This window comes from Geobacter sp. DSM 9736 (assembly GCF_900187405.1).
Classification (GTDB): Bacteria; Desulfobacterota; Desulfuromonadia; order Geobacterales; family Geobacteraceae; genus DSM-9736.
In genome coordinates this window covers 3,085,084-3,107,289 of the sequence record NZ_LT896716.1, presented here as the reverse complement: position 1 = coordinate 3,107,289, position 22,206 = coordinate 3,085,084, and the positions used below count along the sequence as shown (strand labels likewise).

Sequence of the window (22,206 nt, the reverse complement as noted above, 5' to 3'; positions counted from 1 at the left end):
CTGCAGAATATTCCACATCCCGTCTCACAATATTCTTCCATTGTTCCCATCCGAGTTTATCACCAGCATCACCCAACTGCATGCAGTCAATTTAATTAGCTTACTTATCATTGGTAACAGCTACTTAATCCAGGTCCTCCGCTGCCGATACTTGATTATGCAGGGTTGCCGTTTGAAGACGGCGAATATGAATGAGGACGCTATGAGCACACGGGCCTTGAAGCTCGTATTTTCCATACTTGCTGCCATGATTACATCGGCTTCGGTCGCCTTTGCGGCCTTGCCGCCGGAGGTAGCCGTACTCGCTTCGACCAGCGAAGGGCTGAGTACGCCTGTAAGAATGGCCACCGATTCTGCCGGAAATTTCTATGTTACCGATCCACGGCAGGGGGGGATTCTGAAAATAAGCCATACGGGGCGTCTCCTCAAGATAGTCCCTACACCAAAACCTCCTCAAGGCATTGCAGTGACGGCAGATGCCAGGCTGGTGGTAACTCAGGGAGACTTTGCCGCAATCATCGACGGTAACACCGGTGTGGAAGTAACCAGGCTGGGCATCGGTGCAGGGCAGTTCAGAATGGCGAACGGCGTCGCGGTGGACGATGCCGGCTACATCTACGTAGTGGATAGCCTCGATAATTGCGTGCAGGTGTTTACCCCTGCCGGCTCTCCGGCTACCGTCTTCTTCTCATCCCCCGGGAAACCCGCGAACAGCTTCGGGAGCTTTGGAAGCGCCTACGGACAGTTCGTGACGCCGACAGGCATTACATACGAAAGAACATCCAACCAACTGGCAGTGGTGGACACGAGGAACGGCCGCATCCAGTTTTTCACTACTAATGGCGATTTCAGAAAGTCTATCGGCTCTTTCGGTTCCGGCCCCCTCAGGTTTACGGCACCCCAAGCCATCGCATTCGAGTACAGCAAATCCACCCTGTCGAGGGCGTATGTCCTGGATTCTTTCCAGGGGCTTGTCCAGGCCATAGATCCAGCGGATAACGGCACATTTCTCAGCTACATCGGCAGCTACGGCATAGGTACCGGAAAACTGGCCAACCCTTCCGATCTCCTGTTCGATCAGTTCGACCCTCAGAATAAACGTCTGGCGGTTCTCAACGGGAGGGGAAACCTTGCATTTTATTCCATCGACAGAGGGGTCATTACCCCCACAAATTCTGTCGGCCCCGCCCTCACCGTCAACCCGATACCGGCGTACACCAACCTGGCAGTCCTTGCCGTGAGCGGAACGGTTACAGCCGGTGCAACGGTCAAAGTGAACAATGTCCCCGCCACCGTTACCGGCACTGCATGGAGCACTTCAGTGCCCCTGGCAATCGGCGTGAATGCGATCTCCATAAGCGCTGCCGACGGTGCAGGAAACTCAACGGCCAGAACGGCCATCGTGGTTCGGGATGCGACATCGACACAGCTTACGGTGAACCCGGTAGCGACACCGACGAATCAGGCCATCCAGGTCCTTGCAGGTACGGTTGATGCAGGGGGGAGCGTCAAAGTTAACGGAACAGCCGCAACCGTCGTCGGAACCGCATGGAGCTATACGGCAACGCTGACAGAGGGTGTCAACAGCTTGACCATAACTGCCGGAGTCGGAGGGAAAAGAGATTCCTCCATAACTCTCAATATCGAACTGCAAACCGTCGCCCCTTCGATGACACTATCGATGCTTCCCGACGGAAGCACGGCCGCACACCAGGTACAGAATGTCACAGGCAACATCGGCAGCCCGATGCTCCGGTCGGTAACCCTTAACGGCGAACCAGTCATGGTAACCAACGGCTTCTTCAGCGCTCCCGTCACCCTTGTGCACGGGCCGAATGTCATTACTGTGGTAGCCACGGATGCAGCCGGCAACTCGACCACGGCAGCCAGGACCCTGCATTTCGACGCCACGCGTCAGGCAGGATTGAAGGTGACCTCTCCCGACGGCTTCATTACCACAACCAACACGACAACATTGAGCGGAACTGCGGAAAAGACATCCACGCTCCTGATCAACGGCAATTCTGTTCCCGTAAGCTCCGACGGAAACTGGGCCGCGACAGTTAGCCTCTCCCCCGGAATCAACACCTTCGTTGTTTCCGAGGCCTACGGAGGAAAAACAACTACGGCCAAGCGCACGGCCACCTTCAATCCCGCCGGCCTCCAACTGGCAATGACATCTCCTGCCGAGGACGGAGCCACCAACAACAGGAAGCTTGCTGTCAGCGGGACCGCGCCTGCTGACGGTGTCACTCTGGTGAGTACGGTCAATGGGACCACCGTCCCCGTTACCTTCAGCAACGGAACCTACAACTTCACCACCGACCTTGCTGCCGAGGGAACCTATCTCATAACCGTTACCGCCATCGATGCAGTAGGCACCGTAAGCACCAGCAGCCGTACGGTTTACCTCGACGTGACACCACCCAGATTCACCATCGACCCGGTCGATTCTCCGAATCCGGTGCGGATGAGCGGCACGCTTGAGCCCGGCGCAACCCTGGTGGTGAAGGACCGAAGCGGCCCGATCGGTATAGTGACGATCGGAAACGACGGCACGTGGAGCGTCGATCTTTCAGGCGTAGCCTATGACCGGGGCACCCTCAGCATATCCCCGGCCGACCCCGCGGGAAATACGACCCAGGGGGGGGACCTGGACGGGGACGGGACGGTGAATCTCGTTGACGCCATAAAGGCACTTCGCTTCGCGGCTGGAGTAGATACGGCAACCTTTGGAGATATTCTCAGGGGCGATGTGGCGCCGCTGCGAAACCATGTGCCTCAACCAGACGGGGTGATCGATATCAACGACACTATCCTCATCATGAGAAGGGTGGTCGGCCTGTCGTGGTAAAACCGCAGCGGCAAAGGAAGACGCTATGAAATCTGTCAAGCTCAACCTGCTATTTTTCGCTATCACGGTTATGCTCGCCGGCTGTGGAGGCGGTGGAGAAAGCGGTGGAAGTGGTGGCGGCCCTGGACCAGCCACAAAAACAGTTACGCTGACCTTCGGAATAACGAACACCGCGCCTTTGAACTCTGTGCCGATATATGGGGTCGTAGAAACAGTGATAATCCCTGCAGGGGTAACCGTGCCCGCTGAAGCATCCCAACTGAAGGCCCTGGACGGCGTCCAGGCCATCTACTCTGAGTCCGATAGGCGATTAAGGATACTTGCGATCAAAGTTAGTGACGAGGGAGTCGGTCTCGGCGACTTTGCCCAGATCACCTGTACGGTTGCTGCGGGTGCGTCTCTCTCAGCGGGCGATTTTGTTCTGCGCTATGATCCTCCAGACTTCACAGCAAACAGTATCGATAACGGCAATACGGTTGACCTGACGGCAGCCACAAAACCTACCCTGACAGTAACAGGCCTGTGATCATTACACCGGGAAACCATGCGCGGATCGTTTTTTCAGAAACTCGGCATCACCCTGTTGCTGCTTCTTCCCGCAGCGGCATCGGCGGTCGTCCTCGATCCTGTCCATGATCCAGGTAATGGCTATTCCTGCAGCAACTGCCACGTAAGCCACAACACCCTCGGCACCACCGGCTATAACAACATATGCCTGGATTGCCACAAACCGGGAGTGCCCAAGGGCAAGGCGAAGCCGCATGTCCCCTCCGACGCCGCCGATCCGTTCGGAGTCTACACCGCATTCCTCCCGGGCACCCGCTACCAGATCTCGCACAGGTGGGACGGCTCAGACACCGTTCCGGCTGCGGGTGCGCAGCCGCCCCAGCATGAGGCGATGACGAGGCTGGATCTGCGGGGGAGGACGAATGGCTCCATGGCATGCGTAAGGTGCCACAGCCCTCACTCCAACAGCGCAAGACCATTCCTCCGCATGGGCAACGACGGCGACCAGATGTGCCTCGACTGTCACCGCTCAAGGGACAGATCGACTCACGTCGCCGGCACCCACCCTGTCAATGTCAGGTATTCCAGCGCCAAGCCCAAGCATGCGACTCCCGTGAACGCCAATCCGGCCAACCCGACCTCGGCATTGAAACTCAAGAACGGAAGGGTGCAATGCACCACCTGTCACGGAGTCCATTACACCGATTCCAACAGCGCCACCTACGACGGATATTCCAGCTATCTTTCCCTTAAACCGGCGGATGGATTTCTTCTGAGGACCGACAGGCGCGGCAAGACGTCAGGCAACGTCAACATCTGTACGAACTGTCATGCCGGAAGGTTTGCCCATGACGGCAACGGGCAGAACATTCAATGCATCGACTGCCACGGCGCCCATGTGGAACACGATCCTTTCGCAGCCGGCGCACAGGAGCGGGTTCCCAACGTCTTCCTTATCAGGCGCTTCATGAACATCTCCACCCAGTTCGGGAAAATCGACAACCGGAACAGCGCCGGGAGGACCTTCTTCCAGATGACTGGTGCCGGGCGAAACTACAAGAGCGCCGACGGCAGCGGCGTGTGCCAGGGGTGCCATCCGGTGCCACCTGCGGGCTTCCACGCCGGCAAAGGAAAATACTACCCGCCGCAGCACAATGACACCACCGGGAATCCGCAGGTATGCAACGAGTGCCATACCCATGACAATGAAGAGGGCTCCTTCTCCGGCGGCGGATGCGCCCTGTGCCACGGCTACCCGCCGGCCACCGCGGCAATCGGCGGGGGTGCCGGACTTGCCCAGCCATCCACGGGTGCGCTGGGGGGCGTGCCGGCCGGCCCCGGCGCGCATCCGGCCCATGTAAACATCCGGACCATGAACTGTGAGGCCTGCCACAGCGGATTCACCGCCACCCAGATGGGTGACACCCGCATCGAAATCGGCTTCGCCATCAACAGCCAGACGTTTCCGGGTTTCGGGGGTAGTGTCTCTGCAGGCACTTTCACCGGCACCGACTCCCTCACAGGCTACACCTGGCGTGCTTCTTCACCGGGAACGATCATAGCCACCGCGCCGGGCGCGGCTACCTGCAGCGTCTATTGCCATGGGACCACCCTTGCGGGAGGGTCAGTGCCGGCGCCCTCCTGGCTCGGAGGAGCCTCCCAGGCAGCCTGCGGAGCCTGTCACGGCGCAACCGGCGCAAGCCCGCCCCCCGGCGGAAGCCATGTGCATCATGCCGGGACGGGAGGCGGCAACCTCGGCCTTGCCTGTGCCGCGTGTCACACGAACATTACCGACAATGCCCATGTAAACGGCAGCGTGACCTGGTCTCTCGACTCCACCGACCCGCGATTCGGCAGCTCCGCACGATACCGTGGCGCCCGGACCGGCGCAACCGGCAACCTGGCTCCCAGCTCATCATACGGCACATGCAGCGTTTACTGTCATGGTTCGGCGACCCCTGCATGGGGTGCCGCCAACCCGAAAGCAGACTGTACCTGGTGTCATGGCAACAACGCATCTTCTACCGTTCCGATCGTCCAGGGGCGGCACCAGGCCCATGTCAACAATGCAGCCGTTTTAGGAAAAAACTATGATTGCGGCACCTGCCACGCCGCGACGGTGGCCTCAGGCAACGACCGCACGATATCGGGAGTCGCGCATGTGGACGGAGTCAAAGACGTAGATATGCTTCCATCAGGCACCTGGAACTCCGGCGGGGAGAACTGCACCAATGTCTACTGCCACAGCAACGGGAAAGGAATATTCGTAAACCCGCCAGCGTGGAGCAGCGTCACGACGTTAGGCTGCAACGGTTGCCACGGTACCGGCAACGCGTTCGGCACGCCGGACAATTCCGCCCCCGACAGCCACGCCGTCCACGTCGCCTCCGCAGCCGACTGTGCCCGCTGCCATCGGACTACCACCATCACCGGCACAGCAATCGTCGCCGGGTCCGCAAAGCATACGAATCAGACTCATGACGTCAACCTGGCAGCCATCTCAGCCTTCACGACCTTTTCAGGTGTATACGACAGCGCTACCCAAAAATGCTCCGCAACTTACTGCCATGGCAGCACACAGACATCACCCGCCTGGGGGGGCAATGCGACCTGTGAGTCATGCCACGACGCAAGCAACGGAGGTGAATTGTCCGGCGCCACCGGAGGTTTTCCGTCGGGACATGCGCTCCACTTCGACAGCGCAACCGCCCCTACGGTTATTACCGGAGGGAATGCCCATACCGCAACAGCGTATGTCTTCGGCTGCCGCACATGCCATCCTACCGCATCCCATGCGAGCGGTCCCGTAAGCGCCTCCAGAACCGCGGAGATCAACGGAACGAGACTGACCCCGGCACAATACACCGCGGGAGGAGGATCGTTGACCGACCCGCGCGGATTCACCTACACCAACGGCACCTGCCTGACGCTCTGCCATTCCAGGGACGGCGCGACAGAAGGCTCGGCCAACGCGGCTGCCACATGGAACGGCTTGAAGACCGCCGGCAACTGCGGCGTTTGCCACAGCAAAGCCGGAGATGCCGTACCGACGTGGTCAGCGGCGCATACCATACACATAAACACGTACAGCACCAACCCGAACCTCACCTGCAATGCCTGTCACGCGGGCACCGCATCCGATAACGGGACTATCAACGGAGCTGCGGGAAGAAACCAGCACCCCGACGGGGTGAAAAATGTCCTCTTCAATACTTTTGCAGGGGGTTCATGGTCCGCGGGTGCCTGCAGCAACACGTGGTGCCACAGCAATGCTACGTCCGCATCCGCTCCCGCACACGGCTCGATCTCCTGGAGCTCACCCCCGGCCATCACCTGTGCCAGCTGCCACGGAGGCACGGCCAGCGGCCCCGCCTACGCCAACGGCTCTCCGAAAGCGAACAGCCATGCGGTACATGTCGCCGACTACACCTGCCGTACCTGCCACAATACGGTAGTCGACGGTGCGAACAGCGTGATAGGCAGAGCGCTCCACGTGAACAAGGCGTACGACCTCGCGGCCGGCCCAGGGGCTTCCTTCTCGGTCACCGCCGGCACCGGCACGCCTTCCAGTCCTGCCGAATGCACCAACATCTCCTGCCACGGCGGCAACAACGCCACATGGGGGGGAACGCTCGGCTGCGAAGACTGCCATGGAGGGCCTGCAGATGTGGCGAACTTCGCCGCCACATTCTGGAGCGACGGCACCGTCGGAAAAATCAGGCTGGGCGGGCACTGGGACACCACCGGGCACGGAAGGCCTTCCGGATCTTACGCATCGGGAAACCCTGCCGCCGCCTTCACCGCCGACAATGCCTGCGAGTACTGCCACGATCCGGGTGTTTCCCATGAAAACGGCGCCAACCCCTTCAGGCTCAAGCATTACTCCACCGCAGCCTGGGGACGCAACGCCCCCTGCCTCGTCTGTCACTCCACCGACGCGACAGGGGTAACTATTGACAGCACCCTGCGAATCCACACCGCTGTAGCAAGCATCGACTCCCAGCACTTCGGGGCCAAGCACGGCGGAGCCAACGGCACCGGCGGGCGTTTCTGCTGGGACTGCCACGACCCCCACGGTGACGGCAATATCTATATGATCCACGACCAGGTTGCCCGCACCTCGGACCCTGTTACCGGCGCACCGGTGGATACAAGAGCGACCATATTTACGTCCGCCGAAACCGGCACCGATTTTGCGAAGTCTTCAGCACCCTATAACGGTATCTGCAACGTCTGCCATACCGCCACAGATCACTACACCGCAGCCGCCGGCGACGGCCACAACTCCGGCACGATGTGCGTGGAATGCCATCGCCACGACAACAGCGATCGCACCGAGGGTTTCACCTCCATCGGCAGCTGCGACTTCTGCCACGGATATCCTCCCGTACGTCGGGGGCTGGCTGTGGGCACCGTTTTCTTCCAGGGAAACTACTCCAGCGCACGTTACGAAGATTACAGTGGAGGGGGGGGCGCCCACACTATCGAAAAACATGTCAAATCCACCGCCCGGGCTTCCGAGGGATGGGAAAACTGTGCCGTTTGCCACAGCAGGGGTCTCCACAATCCCGTCACCCATACAGGAAATATCCCGGTTAAACCGAGCAAGATCACCGTAACGGTGGACAGGCAATACAAATATGATTACAAACGCCAGCTCGGAGCTGCCCGCTACACCGGTAAGCTCCTGGACAACCACGACAACGAGACCGGAACCTGCTCGAACATCAAGTGCCACTTCAAGCCTTCCAAAAAGTGGAGCAACGAGAAGTAACCATGACAGCACCTGAAGACATTGTTGAACAGCAGCCCCGGAGAAGCCGGCACGGCATGACCTCCTTCTTCTCGAAAACGAGAGCAGCGCTTGCCGCCGCTTTTCTTGTACCGGGAATGCTGTTCTTTTCCCCCCTTGCCGCGCACGCGGCAGCACAGCAGTATCAGCACGCTAATGCCTGCTACGACTGCCACGGAACCGCATCCACCGATCCGGGGAACCCGCCGGACGACGTCCGGCCGCTGGATTCGGCGTACCGTAACCTCACCACCGGCGGATTCAAAGGAAGCCACCGCACCCATATCTCCCCGACAACCGATCCCGACACCTGCGAAAAATGCCATGGGGACCTCTCCGCCTACACGACCGCGCACATGGACGAGAAGATCGACTTGGCGGCCAACATCAATGCCTCTCCCGGCGGCGCTACCTACAGCAGGGGTGTACAATTCAACTGGACTTCGAACCAGTCCTCGCTGGGAAAATGTTCGAACGTAAACTGCCACTTTCAGGCCCTTACCCCAAATTGGGGGACGGCCCCCTTCACGTACACCGACAATACCACCAACGACTGCGACCAGTGCCACGGGGCGCCCCCCTCCGGCGGCGGCAGCGGCGCAGCGGGCAGCCATGCCAGACATCAGGCCTATTACCCCGGTGCCGCCCAGTGCAAGAAGTGTCATTTCAACCATCTGGCCGGGGCTGCAAAATTCGCACACGCCACCAGTGCCGGTAAAGCAGGCAGGGTAATACTGGTCGACCTTCACGACCCCGCGGATGTCGCCGGGGGTACTTATTCAGGAACGGGAGAGAATTTCCTTCCCAGCCAGAGCCCCGTTTTCGGCGACTGCTCATCCAGCTACTGCCACAGCGACGGCAAAGGCAACTATGTCACACCCACATGGGGAAGTGCCGCAACCGGCGCATGCGGAACCTGTCACGGCGCCCGGAACGACTCCCCCCCCTCGCCGGCTTCCCCTCATGCAACGCATGTGGCGACGGCAAGCGGCTACAAGTTCGCCTGCGTCAAGTGCCACAGCGGGACCGTCGAAACAACACCAGACTCCACCACTTACGCCAACATATCCAGCTATACCCTTCACGTCAACAAGGTGAAGGATGTTCTCTTCGATCCTCTTAATCCTGCGGGGTCCTGGAACGGTGCAAACTGCGCTTCGACCTATTGCCACAGCAATGCAGCTCCCTATCTCGGCTCGAATACTCCGGTGACCCAGGGGTGGAGCGGGGCACTGGACTGCGACGGATGCCACAACAAGGCCGGCGACACGATCGCCGGAGCCAAGGCCTGGTCCGCCCCACACACTAAGCACGTCAACACGTACGGCACAAACGGAAACATTACCTGTAATGCGTGCCATGCCCAGACCGCCTCCGACAATGACACCATTTCCGGTCCGGCCAAGCACGTCGATGGCATAAAGACGGTTGCATGGAACGCCTTTGCCAATAACGCCGCTCCCGCATACAACCTGAGCACTCATCAGTGCCGGAATGTCTACTGCCATGGGAACGGAACAACGGCGACCCCGACGGTCACCGTTACCTGGTCCGGCACCCTCGACTGCAACGGCTGTCACGGCAGCAATGCTTCGACCCCCCCTGCTTCCGCCCCCCACGCCAAGCATGTGGGAAGCAGTTCCCCCTACCGCTTTGCCTGCGCAAGATGCCACAGCACGACGGCGCTGGACACGACCGACTCCACCACATTCGCCAACATCTCCAGCCGGGCACTTCATGTCAACAAAGAGAAGGACCTATCCTTCGATTCATACAACGCAGGGGCCGGATGGAGCAGCCCCAACTGCAGTACCCTCTACTGCCACAGCATCGGGGACCTCGCCATCGATCCCGGCACCCTCCCCGGAGGCTACGGTGGTTCGCTCTATGCGTCGCCGACATGGTCCGGGACTCTTGGCTGCAACGCCTGTCATGGCCGCTCCACCGCCGGCGGCTCACCTGATTACCCGAATGCAGGAGCCCCCGGCAGCGCCACGTCCAACAGCCACCCTAAACATGTGGTTACAAGCTCAATCTCATGCGGGGAGTGCCACGAGAAGACCACGAAACAGGGCACCAGCATAAGAAGCACCACCCCTAGCTTCCACGTCGACAAATCAAGGAATGACATCTTCTTCAACCTGAGCGGCAACAGCAAGGACGCCGCCTACGACACCGGGGCACGCAGATGCTCCGCCACCTATTGTCATGGAACGGGAGCTTCTCCCGCCTGGGGCGGCACCACGAACTGCGACTCCTGCCACAGCGCCAACAACAGCGGCCCCTGGAACACCTCGACTGCCCACAAGCTGCACTGGGAGGATGGGGCGATTCTACCGGCAGCGTACTCCGATACCACAGTCGGAAACGTAGGCACCGCCGTCAGTTACCGCTTCACCTGCGCCTCATGCCACCTCCCCGGAAGCGGCCTCGCAGTCCACGTAAGCGGTCCTGCCCATGCCAATGGGCGGGCCCAGATACAGTTCGGCTACACCTCCCCCGGGAAAAAACCCGTCTACACTTATGGGGGAACCACGAGCACATCCGACAACGGTTTCATGTGGTCCAACGGCAGCGCTGCCTGTACCGCCACCTACTGCCACAGCAACGGAGCGGGGGGAAACGGTGCAACCGCCGTAAACTGGGCTGCCACCACAAGGAATGCCGATCCTGCTGGCCGCTGCGCCTCCTGCCACCCCTACAGTGCAATCGCCACCGGGAAGCACGGGCGTCACGTGGGTAGCTACGGCTTCAGCTGCGGGAAGTGCCACCAGGGCACAACCAACGACGGCAGCAGCATCGCGGACAAACGGATCCATGCCGACAAAGTGAAGGACGTCTCCTTCGACGGAGACAATCCCGGCGCAGGCTGGAGCACCCCCAATTGCAGCACCGTCTACTGCCACAGCCTGGGCGATCCCGCCATCGATCCGGGAACGCTTCCAGGTGCCTATGGGGGTTCGCTCTACGCCTCTCCGGCATGGTCCGGCACCCTCGCCTGCAACGCCTGCCATGGCCGCTCCACCGCCAGCGGAGTACCCGATTATCCCAATTCCGGGGCTCCCGGCAGCGTCACCTCCAACAGCCATAGCAAGCATGTCGTAAGCAGCGCCATCTCCTGCGGCGAGTGCCACGAGAAGACCACGAAACAGGGAACGAGCATAAGGAGCACCCCCAGCTTCCACGTCAACAACACGAGGAACGACATCTTCTTCAACCTGAGCGGTAACAGCAAGGATGCCGTGTACGACTCCGGAGCACGTACATGTTCCGCCACATACTGCCACGGCACCGCCGCCTCCCCCGCATGGGGAGGGACCACCGCCTGCGACTCCTGCCACAGCGCCGGTAATACCGGTCCCTGGAACGCATCCACCGCACACAAGCTACATTGGGAAGATGCGACGCTTGCCGCCACCTACTCCGACTCCACAACCGGCAACATCGGCACCGCTGCAAGCTACCGCTTCGCCTGCGCCTCGTGCCATCTTCCGGGAGCCGGCCTGGCCGTCCATTTGAACGGCCCTGCCCATGCCAACGGTGCAGCACAGGTTTTCTTCGGCTACACCTCCCCCGGGAAAAAGCCTGTCTATTCCTACGGAGTGGCACCGAGCACCTCCGACAACGGATTCGAGTGGTCAAACGGCAGCGCGGTCTGCACCGCTACCTATTGCCACAGCAATGGAAACGGCGGCAACGGTGCAACCGCCGTCAACTGGGCAACCGCTGCCAGAACCGCAGACCCGGCCGTCCGCTGCGCCTCCTGCCACCCCTACACCGCCATCGCCACCGGCAAACACGGGATTCACGCCGGAACCTACGGATACAGCTGCGGAAAATGCCACCAGAGCACCACCAATGACGGGAGCAGCATTGCCGACAAGCGGCTTCACATCAACAAGACGAAAAACATCGTGTGGGACGCCACCAACAGCGACGGCAATGCCTACGTCAACGCCGGGACCAACTGCTCGAACATCTACTGCCACAGCAACGGCACGGCGATGAGCCAGCCGTATCCCGCCCCAGCAACAGGTGTCAACTGGGGCTCCGGCGCCCTTGCCTGCAACAGCTGCCACGGGCAGACCACCTACAGCGATTACCGGAAAGCTGCCCCCCTCTATGCTTCAGGCTCGCCGAAAGGGAACGCCCACCAGTTCCACATCGCCGTAACCGCCTCACCCGCCGGGGAGATCCAGTGCCGCCACTGCCACAACGAGACCACTACAGCCAACACCTCCATCGAGGACAAGACAAAGCACGTAGACAAAACCTACGACGTCAGCGGCGGGACCAGCACCTACAAAAGCGGAGACGACGTCGCCTTTGCCGAATATACGACCACCATCAACTTCAGCACCGCAGGCGGAACAGGAAGTTGTGCGAACGTTTCCTGCCATCCGGTGGGACTCGGAAAGACCCAGGCAACAACAAGCGTTAAATGGAACAACTCCTACCAGTGCATCGACTGCCATGATATCGACATGCAAAGCACCACCGGCTATCACCACGCCATGCGCAACTTCTCGTCGGCTCAAACAGCGGCCTATCCCACCGGCATCCCCAGCGGTAGCTCGGACAATGGGACGAATTACAATTCGAGGCGCTGCACCATGTGCCACGTGGATCACAATATCTTCAGCCCGTTCCTCAACGGCAACAATAACGTTGGACGGGCAGCGAACCTCCGCACCGGGATAACGGTCACACCCAATGCCGCCCAGGCACCAGGTCTCGCCAGCGGCTACTACAACGCCGACTTCATCAAAGGTTCCGGCCCCAATAACGGAGGCATCTGCATAAGCTGCCACTATCAGGAGCGGACCAAGGACACCGTCCGGCGTAGGGTCGAGCAGCCGGCGGCACAGCAGACAACGGTCACGCCGGTGATAAGCTTCGACAGCTACACGGGAAGCGCACACCAGTATGCGGTGCCTTCTACGATGATGGGGGACGGCAGCACCTTCTACGGCAACTGCTCCAAGTGCCATAACACCAAGTTCAACGAGTCCACGACGTTCCAGGGCTACACCGCCAGGTGGCAGTTCGGCAACCACAACGGCGGCATCAGGCGGCTGCAGGGAGAGCTCGATTCCAGCGCAGGCGAAACCGCAGAAGAGCAGATCTGCATCCGGTGTCACAGCAAGACCACCGACTCCGACCCCGGCGGCGGGCCACCCAAACCGACAGCAGGCAAGGACTGGTACGGGTATGCAGGCATGTCGGCGGCTGCCGAGGATATAACCACCGCGCTCCTCACCTCCTATCGTCCCGCGAATCCGACTACAAGCACGACATCACGGCTCTATTTCAAGCCGGCAGCGGCGGAAACTCCCGCCGCTCCGAAACCTGCGGGGCACAACACAGGTGATGCCTTTGCCGGAGGCGCCTGGGTGGAGCGCTCCATGTCGCCCTGGACGCCAAGCACGGCATACGAAACGAAGAACGTAGCCACCAACCAGATCGGCACCAGGTACTGGCAGATGGGCACCTTCACATCTCCGGCAGTTTCCTCGGACACCCCCATCCCCGCGGGAACCTGGGTGATAAACCTCTTCTCCCGGGAAAGCAGCTTCTATCAGAACGCCCGGATACGCTACCGGATCTACACCTGGAACGCCGGCGGCTTCGACCAGGAGATCGTCTCCACTCGGACCTTCACGAGCGAGCTTCCCGTAAACTCGGCACCGGGGCTGGTGCGGACCATCGGAATAAGCGTTCCCGCGGTTACGCTTCATGCAAACGACAAGATCGTAGTCGATCTGACGATCCAGACAACGTCGTTACGGACCGGCCCCTACACCGCCTCCTTCTACTTCGGCAAGAATGCCCCGAGCAACCTGACGCTCCCGGTGGCGGTTCCATTCGCCTATGCCGACCCCGGCCAGGCCGGAAACGGCCACAACGTGAACCTCTACAACGGCGTCCACAAGCCGTCGCCGACGGACGAGACGCGGCAGTACATCACCGACAACAAGCACGTCGAGTGTGCCGACTGCCATAATGTCCATGCGGCCCGATCAGGTCTTCACGGAGAAGCGTTAGTCTCCGACGCAAACCTCTACTTCAAAACCGCCGCTGCAACCTCTCCGAAACCGAATGCGTTCATCACCAACTCGGTGTCATATGCCGGCACCACGACCTACGCCACGCTCAACGGGGCGATGTCCATGTCACCCGGAGCTGGAAGCTCAGCAGACTCGACGGCTCAGAGTCTGCCCTTCGGTGCGGCGACAAATCGCTATTACCGATTCGGGCAGTTCGTCTCGCCCCCCTTTGCAAGGAGCGCCACTTTCAGTACTTCCGACACATTCACCCTCTATGTCAGAGGCGCGCAATCCAGCACCTCCCTTAACCCGTTCCTGCGGTACGCGGTGTACCGGTTTAACGCGTCGGATAGCAGCACAACCGTGCTCCGCGCTCCAGCCACGATAGCAAATGAATTTGGTAACAATGTTGCCAATACCGTCTACACCAACACCGTCACCTTCAATCCAGGAAGCACGCTCACATTCCTTCCGGGGGACAAGCTGGTAGTCGAGATTGAAACATTCGAAACATCAGGGACCGACTTCGCTACGATGACAATGTACTGGGGGAACGGTGCAACCGACTCGCGGCTTGTGCTCCCATTTCCGGTGCCGTTCAAAGCCTCAGTTCCCGGAGCCTTCGCCGGAGTGCTCAGAGGGGCTACCGGCGTCGGGGTAACCACCTGGGGAGCGAACTGGGCAGGGGTTACCACATATAATCCCGCCACCACCACGGCTCCCCTCATCACCGCTACGGCCGAATGGCAGATCTGCTTCAAATGCCATTCGGGGGCCAATGCAAACGTCACCATGTGGGGAGCGACTCCACCCAGTGCGAAAGCCTGGACCGACCTGGGGCTTGAGTTCAACCCGAAAAACAAGTCCTTTCATCCGGTGGTTGCGGCCCTGAACTCGGCCGGGAGCGGCTCCTCCGTCCTGCCTCAATCAATGGCAGGAGGCTGGTCGCATGGTACGACCATGACGTGCAGCGACTGCCATGCCGGCGATTCCCCCGCAGCCAAGGGGCCGCACGGTTCATCGGTGAAGTGGCTGCTGACGGGTGCGAACAAGGCCTGGCCTTACAAGGGAGCCGCCAACAACGGCGGAACAGCCGGGACATTCTGGACGGTCGATACCAAGACCGACAACCAAGGAACCAACGACGGCCTCTTCTGCCTCAACTGCCATGCCGTCAACAATAACGCCCACAACGCGAAGGCGGCCCACCAGGTCATTCCCTGCGTCGGGTGCCATATCAGGGTCCCCCACGGGGGGAAGGTGTCGCGGCTCATCAACACCAACTCCGCCGGCCGGGTACCGCGTTACTCCCCCAACGGCCAGAACGGGGGGACGATCTATATCAACAAATTCATAAAGCAGTCCGGTGGGGATTACTCAAAGTCCGACTGCTATTCGACCAATGGCAGCTGCGGAGACCACAGCAGCAACATTGCGGGAGAGGCATGGTAACAAGAGACATAATGTGAATGGAAGTTCGCGTTTCGTTACCAAAGGAGCTACAATCAAGGCCGATGCAGGTTTTCACATCACTCAATAAATTCCTACTTTCGCGAAGAACCGTGTTGGCCCTCACCGCGCTGCTCGTCGCATCGCTCGGACTCACCTTCATTTTCCCCCAGCGCTTCCTGACAAACCCGGAAAAGGTGCGGGACTGGTATGATTCTCACCCCTTTTGGGAAGCCCTCAGAGAACCTCTGGCACTTGATCACATCTATACTTCCCCCTGGTTCGCAATCCTCGTCGGACTGTTTACCCTCTGCCTTCTGGTCTCCTCGGGGGAACAGTTCCGACGCGCGCTGCAGCGCCTTGGTTCCTGTCCCGCGGATATCTCGGGAGCGGAAACAGCCGTCGATGCAGCCGGGTTCGCAAGCCGGCTGCGCCGGGCCGGATTTCGCCCAGCAGCAACCAACGGGGGGGTAACGAAGTATGTAAAGAATCCCTGGGGATATTTCGCCGGAACGGTTCTGCATGCCGCAATGGTAGTCACGATAGCTGCATCACTCGTCATAACCCTGACCCAGCAGCGGGGGTCCGTGCAGCTGGTGGAGGGAGAGACATTTCCATCCGGTGCGGAGTGGACTTTCGAGGAAAAGGGCCTGCTTGCGAAGAAGCTCATACTTCCCGACTCTGTGACCTTGAATCAGGTTATGCCCGAGTTCTGGAGCAATGACGACTTGAAGCAGGTTACGTCCAATGTTGCATTTCAGACCGCCGAGGGGGCGAGGGAAGAAGAGACCCTGTCTATCAATAACCCTCTGCGGCGCAACGATATTACCCTCTATCAGCCGGCCGACCACGGAACCGCCTTCCACCTGGAATTCGTTCCTCCGGCGGGGGAACCTATATACAGGACTTTTCTTCTCCAGAACCCGGCGCGTCGCGACAAGGCCTCCTACGGCAACTTCAACCTGCCTGGTCACAGGATCAAAGCCAAGTTTTATGCCGATGCCGCCCGCAGTTCCATGAGCGGAATCGATCCGCTGCTCGTGCTTCGCCTTGTTGATCTGGGAAAAGTTGCAGGGGAAGCGTCCTTCCGCATAGGAACAGAAGGAGGGCTCGGCCCCTACCAGGTCCGGTGCGTCGGAGCCTCCCGTTGGACGAAACTCACTTTCACCAGGATTCATGGAATGTCTGGCGTCTTCATCGGGTTTCTGGGTATCATCATCGGTGCCGGCTTGAGCTACTTCACACCTCCACTCGAATGCCTCTTCAGGCAAAGCGGCTCCGGCATTCTGGTTTCATGGGGCGCCACGAATGCGTACGAGCTTTACCGGGAGGAGTGCGCGAGGGTGCTTCACTCTGCCGGTAACGGAGAAACGGCATGAACGATCTATTCGCGGTGAGTGTCACCGGCCATTGGGGGGCAGTGGTCATCTACATCGCTGCCTTCATATTCAACGTGACAGGGCACATTTTCGACAAGGAGAAGGCGCGACAGCTCTCGGTCAAGATAGCCGCGGCGGGGCTGATCCTTCACGGCGGAGTCCTTATTTACTGGTGGAGCGTAACCGGCCACGGACCTTACATGGCCAGACATGAGGTCCTCTCTTCCGATGCCTGGGTTCTCATGGCGACATTCCTCCTCTTCTGCCGGAAATTCCCCCGCCTTAAACCTGCTGCTCTCGTGGCATTTCCCTCAACGTTCCTGATGACAGCGCTGGCCCTGTTTTCCGCACCCGAGATCCACAACCTGCCTCCCACGCTGCGCAGCATCTGGCTCGTCATACATGTCCTTTTCTACAAGATAGCCTTCGGAACCCTCGTCATTTCCCTCGCTCTCGCCATTGTGTTCCTGCTGAAAAAACACCGGAACGTATCGTGGCTGGATCGCTTTCCGGACGCGTCGGACGCGGACCTTCTCAGCTACCGTTTCGCGGGTTTCGGATTCACTTTCTGGGCAACGGGCATGCTTGCCGGTTCCATATGGGCCTATCAATCCTGGGGACGTTTTTGGGGATGGGACCCGGTGGAAACCTGGTCACTCATAACATGGGGGGTCATGGGGATTTATCTGCACCTCCGCCGCTTCTTCAACTGGAGGGAGGAAAAGGCCGCCGGGTTGCTGTTTGCTGCATTTGTCGTTGCGGTCGCCGCCAAGTTTTTGACTCCGCTTCTCAGCTCATCGATTCATTCAGAGTATTTCAAATGACCCGTCCGCTGGTTGTTCTCATCGCGCTCAGCATGCTTTTCACCGCCTGCAGCAAGGAACCCGCGCCGCCGGTTAAGAATCCGGCATCTCCGGTCGGGAATCCCTCCACTTCTGCCGATCCGGAGGCCCGAGTAAAAGAGGTGATCATGCGTTACAACCAACTGCTGGCCTACGGGTACCAAAACCTCAACATGAACCCCCTTCAGGAGGTCGCGTCCGTACGCCAGGCGGAGAAGGCTTACCACCACATGGCGGCACTCGGCGAAGGTGGAGTGCGAATGCTCTCGCACCTGAAGCAAATCGATTTTGAGAAGATGGATCTTTCCGACAGGAAGGCCGTGGTAAGGACCCGGGAAGTGTGGGATTTTTCCTACAGCGACATCAGGACGGAAAAGCGTAAGGATGACGTAAAGGATTTCCTGTACCTGATGGAATACACCCTGGTTGATGATAACGGCCGCTGGCTGATACAGGAAACAGCCGTCATTCCCGGCAGGTAACCGGGCACCTCACGGGCGAGCGCCTCCGGTACCTGTGGGATTAAGATCGGTCCCCAGCAGATAGGCGATGGCTGCGGATTTAACCGCATTGTCGAAGTTGATGGTGCTCCCGTCCAGTCCGAATATAAGAGCAGGGTCGTTCGGTAGGCTCCTGATGGCATTTTCAACGGATACGGCACCGTTGGGGCCATTGACGATCCAATGGATCGAGTCGTGAATCAGGCGTTTCGCATAAATATTGTTGTGCACATAAGCGCCCGTATCCCTGCGGAGAAGGTTGAAGTTGAAGGCAGCTCCAAGGGTTCTGCCACCAGTTCCCGCTCCAAAACCGCCTATCCCCCCTCTGTCGGTCTGCCAGTTTTTGTTGCTGAAGCTCGCCGGATTGCCACGGAACACGAACCCGCGGTTTTTCAACGCTTTTGCCAGCGCAGCCAGAGCGGCGTTGAAGCCTTCTTTCTCGCGCTGCATTGAGGAAGCAGTCCGTGCATCCGCTCCGGAATGGCATACTACGCACATCCGGCTGCTGATCGCCGTAATCCCCACACCTCCAGTCAAAACTTTGGCTGCGTCATTTTCTTCCTGAACGACCTTAAGAGAGTGCCCTTCCGCCGACGTCATGTGACATCCGATGCAGGGGCCGTTCGTGCCGGTTCCGTTGCTTTCGAGGCCGGAGCTGCGAAGACCTATCTCATCATGTTCGTAATGAGGCAGATTCGTATAATCCCGCCCGACATATTCGTAACCCGAGGTTCTGTAGACGGTCGAACCAGCTGTCATATCGTGGGCATCCACAAAGGGAAGTCCTCCAGCCGAGGAGAAGACCGCAAAGACACCGGAAGCCGCTTCCGCCGTCTCCAGTGCTTTGATCGACCTGCCGCTCTGGCGGCTCGTGTGGCAGGGGACGCAGGTGTTCGAAGCGGCAAGGTCAGGTAGCAGATCGTTGATGAGCACCTTTCCGAACCTGGAGGAGTAATTTACGTATGCAGGTACTCTTCCCACGCTGCGCAGCCTTTTCCAGTTGTAGGCGTTCCCGCTTCCATCATCATGGCAACCGTTGCAAGCCAGTACCTGCTTTGTCAGGTCCGAAGCATTGAAATGGTTTGGCGTTCCGTTACCATCCGGCAGGTTTACGAGGTTCTGCCGGCCCCAGCCGGAGATGTTTTTGAACCCGGATGTTACGTAGTTTATGTATCCGGTCGTGGTGTGGCACCTTACACAATCCTCTGCAACGCTTGCGGCAGGGATCGCACCTGAAGTGCCCCTTGCCTTGAAATCATGTGCCGCCCATGCAGCGGCTGTCGTTTCGCCATGCCCAGACGCAGCCCACTGGCGTGTCAGCGGCATCTCCGTGGTTGGGTCGTGGGGGTCGTGGCAGGCAAGGCAGTTTCCCACATAGCGGCCGTCGGCAAAGGAAGCAGGATAAGCGGCTGTTCCGGCATTGAGAACTGTCACCGTGCTGAAGTGGGGCGCGCCGAGGGTTTGGGCGCTGTGGCAGACCAGGCACTTCAGGGAGGTGTCCGGATTCTGGACCACGTCATGAGTTCTTGACGAAGGGGCAGGGATGCCTCCATGGCACCCCCAGCAGCTGTTTGGGTGGCCGGGCGCCGGCTCATGGCAGTCGCGGCATCCGGCACCGTTCCTGGTTGCATGGACCGACCGCTTCCATTGTTCCGCCACGAGTTCGCCGGTAACACGGGATATTGCAGTGTCATGACAACTTGTGCAGGATTCCGAATCAAGCAGAGCGGACGATGCCCCCACTTCAACAGTAGTATTGCCGCATCCTGTAAAAGCCAATGGGACAAGCAGCATTAAAGACATCAATGAGACTGGTTTCACGTTTTTCGCTCCGTTTCATACATAACCATAACTGGCTCTTGCAGTACAACCATATAGCTTCCATCTCTCATTCAGTTGGCTGACATAGCTGACTCTAATTATTCTTTTATACCTGCTGATGGCACTGTCATTGAGACAGAAGATGGTATCTTTTGTGCACTCTGGAATGGCCAGTTCTCGTGCGGGCAACTCAGGAGGTTACTAAATGCAAAAGAAGTTCCATAAACTAGTCCTTATTGCGGCAGCAATGGCGCCGCTGATTCCCTTCGACTCCGCTCATGCTATCCCCGCCTTCACCAGGCAGTACAAAACGGAATGCTCCACATGCCACACCATCTACCCGGAGCTGAATGAATACGGTGAGGTATTCCTCAAAAACGGGTACGTTTATGTGAACCATCGGGCAGCTGAGAAACCCGCACTACCGGCGATTCAGGGGGAAGGAGATCCGTCCCAGCTGGAATTCCTCAAGCGCAATGCGGCGATTCCACAGTCAGGCAATACAGCCAAGGAAACGAATGAGGCCATTCTGCTTTCCGGCATCCCCGACTTTCTTCCCATCTCTTTCTCCGCCTCGCAGGACATAGCCTATGACGACAACGCGGCGGACAAACTGGATCTGGCTACACGTGCGCTGGTGCTTCAGGTTGGAGGCGCCTTCCGTGACAAGGCAGGTTTTTTCGGAACCTTCAACCTCTACACGGAAGGCAGATATGATCCCTTCACCAGCAACGTTCCCGGAAACAATTCGTCGACAGTTCGCGAACTGTTTCTTGTATGGCGTCATGCCTTTGACACACCGGTAAACATAAGGATAGGAAGATTGAAGCCAAAGCTAAGCCTCTGGAAATCGAGCAACAGGGCAACCGTCACCTCCTTCGCACCTCACGTTTACAGGGTCGGACGTTCACAGTTCACTCTGGATTCTCCCGCCGATGCACTCGAAGCCAATGCGGTCCTTGCGAACCGCCTATTTGTAGCAGCGGGGGTAGTTGACAGGAACGGGCAGGACAGCAAGGAGGGATACGGCCACGTATCATTCAAGGTAGGAGGAGCAGACTTCGTCGGAAACGAGCCGGAGATAGACTTCGAGAAGGAGGAAAGCATCTTCGACTATCTCATGCTTACCTGCGGGGTCTACGGATATTATGGACGTAACGCTTCTGTAATAGCATCCGTTGCCGATAAGACCAATAAGTTCTATCGGGCGGGCGCCGATGTTGATCTGAGCTATAAGCGCCTCAGGCTGAGGTTGTCGGGTGTAAAGGGGAAGGATGACAACCCCGATTTCATATCGGTGCCGCAGGAGGTGGACTCAACGGTAATGGCAGCGGAAGCCGAATTGCTCATAGGCTCAGAAGTCATCACGACGTTTCGTTACGAGCATCAGGATGACGGTACCGGGATCACACGCCGGTATATACCTGCGGTAGCCTATGCACCGTTGCAGAATATACGGCTCGTAGCGGAGTACAAGCATGAAATATCAGCGCCGGCGACCAACAGACTTGGACAGATCGGCATTACGTTCAGCTTCTAAAGGCATGCTCCAGGAGGATTAGTTGTGAGAAGACACATTGTATGGGCGATCGCGGCGCTTAGCCTGGCCGCAGTTGAAGCGCACGCAGGATTGAAAATCGTAGGCAAGGGGGACACCATGACCTTCGATCCATCCGCTTACCCGCCCGACATGAAAGCCAACTTTCAGGTCATGAAGGTGAAGTGCGTGAAGTGTCACACAATGGAAAGAACAGTCGTGGCAATTACCACGGGGGTCGCGCCCATAACGGGACAGCCTTTCACCCGCAGCGAAACTAAAGCCTACGGAATAAAGATGATGCGTAAGCCCGATTCCAACATGAACAAGCAGGAAATTAAATCTTCCGTGGACCTGATGAACTACTTGCTGGATCAGGCTGCTCGCTGAAGCTTGTCCGGCGGCAAAGCAGGCAAGGCGAGGGGGTTACGGCTGGTGCTGTGACCCCCTTTTTACTCCCCTCATAAACCTTCAGGAA

The 22,206-nt window shown here is 58.9% G+C and carries 10 protein-coding genes; 9 read left to right on the top strand and 1 reads right to left on the bottom strand.

Annotated features, from left to right (window positions below; translation table 11 throughout):
* The first annotated feature begins 202 nt into the window (after positions 1-202).
* The 7 genes from CFB04_RS14080 to CFB04_RS14050 all read left to right on the top strand — a co-directional run bounded on the left by CFB04_RS14080 (position 203) and on the right by CFB04_RS14050 (position 18,352).
* Positions 203-2,854, top strand: a complete 2,652-nt coding sequence (locus CFB04_RS14080; RefSeq protein WP_088535873.1) for an Ig-like domain-containing protein — start codon at positions 203-205, stop codon at positions 2,852-2,854.
* A gap of 25 nt (positions 2,855-2,879) precedes the next feature.
* Complete coding sequence (locus CFB04_RS14075) at positions 2,880-3,380, top strand: hypothetical protein (protein ID WP_088535871.1); 501 nt, start codon at positions 2,880-2,882, stop codon at positions 3,378-3,380.
* An 18-nt stretch (positions 3,381-3,398) separates the two neighbouring features.
* Complete coding sequence (locus CFB04_RS14070; protein WP_088535869.1) at positions 3,399-8,135, top strand: CxxxxCH/CxxCH domain-containing protein; 4,737 nt, start codon at positions 3,399-3,401, stop codon at positions 8,133-8,135.
* 2 nt (positions 8,136-8,137) lie between these two features.
* A complete protein-coding gene (locus CFB04_RS14065) occupies positions 8,138-15,652 on the top strand; it encodes a CxxxxCH/CxxCH domain-containing protein (protein ID WP_088535867.1) in 7,515 nt (2,504 codons plus the stop codon).
* A 62-nt stretch (positions 15,653-15,714) separates the two neighbouring features.
* The gene (locus CFB04_RS14060) at positions 15,715-17,028 is read left to right on the top strand and encodes a cytochrome c biogenesis protein ResB (RefSeq protein WP_157698801.1); all 1,314 of its coding nucleotides are present in this window, start codon (positions 15,715-15,717) and stop codon (positions 17,026-17,028) included.
* The gene (locus CFB04_RS14055) at positions 17,025-17,852 is read left to right on the top strand and encodes a cytochrome c biogenesis protein (protein ID WP_088535864.1); all 828 of its coding nucleotides are present in this window, start codon (positions 17,025-17,027) and stop codon (positions 17,850-17,852) included. The genes CFB04_RS14060 and CFB04_RS14055 overlap by 4 nt, the downstream gene beginning before the upstream one ends.
* A complete protein-coding gene (locus tag CFB04_RS14050) occupies positions 17,849-18,352 on the top strand; it encodes a hypothetical protein (protein WP_088535862.1) in 504 nt (167 codons plus the stop codon). The genes CFB04_RS14055 and CFB04_RS14050 overlap by 4 nt, the downstream gene beginning before the upstream one ends.
* Positions 18,353-18,361: 9 nt before the next feature.
* On the opposite strand, the gene CFB04_RS14045 is transcribed toward CFB04_RS14050, so the two are convergent.
* Positions 18,362-20,191 carry a cytochrome C gene (locus CFB04_RS14045; protein WP_157698800.1) on the bottom strand — a complete coding sequence of 610 codons (1,830 nt, stop codon included), beginning with the start codon at positions 20,189-20,191 and terminating at the stop codon, positions 18,362-18,364.
* 205 nt (positions 20,192-20,396) lie between these two features.
* Between CFB04_RS14045 and CFB04_RS14040 the strand changes: the two genes are divergently transcribed.
* Both CFB04_RS14040 and CFB04_RS14035 read left to right on the top strand, forming a co-directional pair.
* Positions 20,397-21,731, top strand: coding sequence for a hypothetical protein (locus CFB04_RS14040; protein ID WP_088535859.1), 1,335 nt, complete (start codon positions 20,397-20,399; stop codon positions 21,729-21,731).
* Between the two features lie 24 nt (positions 21,732-21,755).
* Positions 21,756-22,118, top strand: coding sequence for a cytochrome C (locus tag CFB04_RS14035; RefSeq protein WP_088535857.1), 363 nt, complete (start codon positions 21,756-21,758; stop codon positions 22,116-22,118).
* The last annotated feature ends 88 nt before the right edge of the window (positions 22,119-22,206 follow it).

Bases quoted from the DNA above. Each gene is read 5' to 3' on its own strand.
- CFB04_RS14080 (WP_088535873.1), top strand. From the start codon at position 203: ATGAGCACACGGGCCTTGAAGCTCGTATTTTCCATACTTGCTGCCATG.
- CFB04_RS14075 (WP_088535871.1), top strand. From the start codon at position 2,880: ATGAAATCTGTCAAGCTCAACCTGCTATTTTTCGCTATCACGGTTATG.
- CFB04_RS14070 (WP_088535869.1), top strand. From the start codon at position 3,399: ATGCGCGGATCGTTTTTTCAGAAACTCGGCATCACCCTGTTGCTGCTT.
- CFB04_RS14065 (WP_088535867.1), top strand. From the start codon at position 8,138: ATGACAGCACCTGAAGACATTGTTGAACAGCAGCCCCGGAGAAGCCGG.
- CFB04_RS14060 (WP_157698801.1), top strand. From the start codon at position 15,715: ATGCAGGTTTTCACATCACTCAATAAATTCCTACTTTCGCGAAGAACC.
- CFB04_RS14055 (WP_088535864.1), top strand. From the start codon at position 17,025: ATGAACGATCTATTCGCGGTGAGTGTCACCGGCCATTGGGGGGCAGTG.
- CFB04_RS14050 (WP_088535862.1), top strand. From the start codon at position 17,849: ATGACCCGTCCGCTGGTTGTTCTCATCGCGCTCAGCATGCTTTTCACC.
- CFB04_RS14040 (WP_088535859.1), top strand. From the start codon at position 20,397: ATGCAAAAGAAGTTCCATAAACTAGTCCTTATTGCGGCAGCAATGGCG.